The organism is Phenylobacterium sp., assembly GCF_036263695.1.
Taxonomy (GTDB): Bacteria; Pseudomonadota; Alphaproteobacteria; order Caulobacterales; family Caulobacteraceae; genus Phenylobacterium.
This window is the reverse complement of the sequence record NZ_DATAGM010000069.1, coordinates 1-3,504: the sequence shown is the minus strand read 5'-3', so window position 1 is coordinate 3,504 and position 3,504 is coordinate 1. Positions and strand designations below refer to the sequence as shown.

The following is a 3,504-nucleotide window of genomic DNA, read 5'->3' as shown; positions in this document are numbered from 1 at the left end:
GCCGCGCGCGCCTCCCGCAGGAACACGTCGTCCGCGAAGGCGGCGACCGACGCGGCGTAGAGGTCGGCCAGCTCCATCGGGCCCATGTGCCCGGCCCGCTCGACGGGGGCCAGGTGGGCGGCCGCGAAAGTTCGGGCCACGGCCTCACCGGCGTCCGGACGGGTGACGAGATCCCGGCCGCCGATGAACACGAGGACCGGCAGGCCGATGTGGTGGAGGTCGCCGGCGCCGTCCCAATTCATCATGCCGAGGTTGCCTTTGGCCTGGACGGCCGGTGAGTTGCGGGTCGCCAGCAGGGCGGTCTGGTCGAGCTGCCCGGGCGCAGGGCGGGTCCCGAAGCCGGAGATCCGCATGGCCAAGTGGGTCGAGCCGCTCAGGTAACTCTGCCAGTTCATCAACCGCACGATCGGATCGAGGGCGATGTCCAGCTTCATCATCGGCCCGATGACCGGGCGGATCGCCTGGAGAAGGCCGCTTATGGCCGTTGTGCGGCTCGGGTCGACGCAGGTGGTGTTCTGCAGCACGAGGCCGGCCACGTCGCGGCCGAGCCTGTCGGGATGGCGCTTGGCGAACTCCTGCAGAATCATCCCGCCGATCGAGTGGCCGATCAGGATCACCGGCTTGGGGCCGGTCGCCTGCACGACGTCGGCGACCACGTCGGCGAACCGGGGGAGGCTGTAGAAGCCGTCGTCGAATCCTTTCGACAGGCCAAGGCCCGGCAGGTCGAGGCTGACGGTCTGGAAGCGCTGCGCGAGGCGGTCGCGCTGGTCGCGCCACATGGTGGCGTCCATGCCCCAGCCGTGAACCATGACCAGGGTCGGCGCGCCGTCCGGCCCGTGACGTTCGATGTGCAGCTCGGCGCCGGCGACGCTCTCAAGCCGGCTGGACGTGCCGCGGTGAAGCCGGCCCTGCGCCTTGGCCGAGCCCTGGCCGGCGATCGCCATGACCGCGAACCGGCCGAGGAAGGACCAGGCGAGCAGCGCTCCGCCCAGCCAGAGCCGCCAGTCGGGCGACTCGCCGAGCGTCGGATGGATCTCGTCACGCAGGTCGAACCACGACCAGACGAGCCAGGCGCCGGTGGCGAGAAGGGCCAGCGAGAGGAGCGCGAAGGCGCGCTGCAGAAGGTGGAGGATGGTCATGGCAGGGCTCCTGAACCTCCGCACAACCCATTGATGGATCGGATGTTCCGACGGTCTAGCGGATCTGTTCGACGCTCAGCGCGCCGGCCGGGAGGGGGATGGGCGTCGGGTGCTCCGGCGAGGCGTCCAGCCAGGCCGCCCACTCGGACCTGGGCAGGATGACGACCTGGCGATCATGATAGGGGGCGATGTCCGGCCCGGGCCCGGTGGTCAGCACGGTGAACCGGTCGTCGCGGACGAGGCCGGCCATGCAGAAGAAGTCGCTGTCCGAGGTCGTGAACAGCCACTTGGACTTGGGGTATTTGGTCCCGGTGAACTCGTAGAAGCCGTCGGCCGGCACCAGACAGCGACCCTTGGCGAAGCGCCGGTTGTCCGAGCGGAAGTTGATCACCGGCCCGCCCTTGGGTTGGGCGAAGCCCCAGCGGAGCTGCTTCAGCTCCGCGCCGCCGCCCTCGGCGCCGACCAGCACGGGGGCCGGGTCGGTTGGGCGGATGGAGTCGCGGGGCTCCAGGTTCGGCGCCCCGCCGCTCCAGGAGACCGGGATCTTCAGCTGGCTGAACTCCTCGACGATGCGGTCCAGCGGCTGTCGGAAGCGGTATTCGTTGCACATCCGCCTATCAGACCCCGGCCAGGCGAGCCTGAAAAGCTCGCCCGTGGAGGTCGGGCTAGACGATGCCGAGCAGGGACAGGACCACGGCGACGACGACGACCAGGCCGACGATGTAAATAACACTGCGCATGAGAACTCTCCTCTTGGCCCGACCGCAGAAGGCAACGTGGCCGCTAGAGCCTTGTTCCGCGAAACGATCTCAGCCGGCGCTGACGAGGATGCGGCGGGCCTGGTAGGGCGGGACGATCGCGGTGATGTGGGCCGCCCACCGCAGCCGCACATCGTTGCGTGGAGGCGCGTCGAGGCTCTCCAGGTCGAACAGGCCGGACCGCGAGCCGCGCAGCAGGCGCTTGACCAGCACCTCGTCGGTCTCGGTCTCGAGGACCACCACGTGGCCGAGCATGTCGTGGGTCGGGGGCGTGCGCTGGTCTTCGAAGAAGATCAGCGCGCCGTCGTCGGCGAGGCCGCGCATCGAATCGCCGGCGACCCGCAGCGCCATCGCCTTTGCAGTCGCGCCGGGCGGGAGGGGGGCGAGCTCGCCGGGCGACTGGCCGGTGGCGAACAGCATCGCGCCCGAGGGATCGGCCCCGGCGCGGCCGAGAACCGGGGCGTAGCCCGGCTCGCACGCCTGGCCGGCGCCGGCGTAGAGCCACTCGGTCCGCACGCCCAATGCGCTGGCGTAGACCTTGGCGCCGCGCCAATCGAAGGGGGCGACGCCGGCCTCGTGGACGGCGTAGGCCTGCTGGTCCCAGCCGCAGGCGCCGGCGGCTTCCGCGGCCGTCTCGAAGCCGGCGGCGACCCGCGCCTGCCGGAGCCGTATCGCGCCCGGCCGGCTGCACGGGCTCGCGTCGTCGAGGGTGTCTACAATCAAAGCGCGCATGACGAGCATGTGCGACTATAGCGGCAGATATGCGTCAGTTCCGGACGCCTCAGCCCTGCGGCGCCTCGCCGCCGTCGAGCCGTTCGGCCAGGTAGGCGCGCACGTCGGCAGGCCACTCGGCCGTGAGTGAGTCCAGCTTCCCCAGATCGCCGGCGAAGAGGGCGCGGCTGGCCTCCTCGAACCCTGCGAGGTCGCCGGCCAGGGCGGACATCACCCGATAGGCGGCCTCTAGGCGCTGGCGCCTGGCCTCCGGCCCTTCGGCGTCGGTCATCGCCGCCTGAACCAACCGGCGCAGGGTCGCCGACGCGCCGCCGGGCTGCGCGGCGAGCCAGTCCCAGTGCCGCGGGAGCAGGGTGATCTCGCGGGCGACGACGCCGAGCTTGGGACGGCCGCGCTTCGGCGCCTCGGCGGGCGCGTGGCGGGCGGCGATCTCCGCCGCGCTGCCGCGCAGGTCGAAGTCCGTGGGCCGGCCGGCAGCGTCCTCGAAGGTGACCAGCCGGGCTTCGCCGCGGTCATAAGCGGCCTTCAGCGCCACGGCCACCTCGGCCGCGGGGCCGCGGGCCAGCAGGCGGTGGCCGGCGAAGGCGGTGTAACGGCGCGCGTCCATGGGGCCGGCTTAGCAGGCCCGCTGGGTGGGCGTCAATTGCGCCCGGGTAGAATTAGCCGCGGGCGGCGTGCTCCGGCTTACCCTTGCGCTTGGTGGAGGCCATCTTCTCGAGCTCCTTCTCGCTCATGGACTCCACCATCGATTTGGAGGCGCCCTTCAGCTTGGATTTGGGCTGATCGCCGCGTTTGGCGGCCAGGGCTGCGCCGGCGGCCTTCTGCTGGGCGGCGGACTTGGCGGGCATCGGACGGCTCCTCGGGTTGACACCGGA

Annotated in this window: 5 protein-coding genes; all 5 read right to left on the bottom strand. The window is 71.2% G+C overall.

Annotation, left to right across the window (positions count from 1 at the left end; translation table 11 throughout):
* Positions 1–1,139, bottom strand: a 1,139-nt coding sequence (locus VHK87_RS02645) for an alpha/beta hydrolase (RefSeq protein ID WP_329633347.1), incomplete at its 3' end; no start/stop codon positions are given.
* Positions 1,140–1,194: 55 nt separating this feature from the next.
* On the bottom strand, positions 1,195–1,749 hold the full coding sequence (locus VHK87_RS02640) for an SOS response-associated peptidase (RefSeq protein ID WP_329633346.1): 555 nt from the start codon (positions 1,747–1,749) through the stop codon (positions 1,195–1,197).
* Between the two features lie 199 nt (positions 1,750–1,948).
* A complete protein-coding gene (locus VHK87_RS02635; RefSeq protein WP_329633345.1) occupies positions 1,949–2,629 on the bottom strand; it encodes a LexA family transcriptional regulator in 681 nt (226 codons plus the stop codon).
* 49 nt (positions 2,630–2,678) lie between these two features.
* Entirely contained in the window at positions 2,679–3,236 is a 558-nt protein-coding gene (locus VHK87_RS02630) for a DUF2239 family protein (protein ID WP_329633344.1), read from the bottom strand.
* 52 nt (positions 3,237–3,288) lie between these two features.
* Positions 3,289–3,477, bottom strand: coding sequence for a DUF3008 family protein (locus VHK87_RS02625; protein ID WP_329633343.1), 189 nt, complete (start codon positions 3,475–3,477; stop codon positions 3,289–3,291).
* Positions 3,478–3,504: the final 27 nt, after the last annotated feature.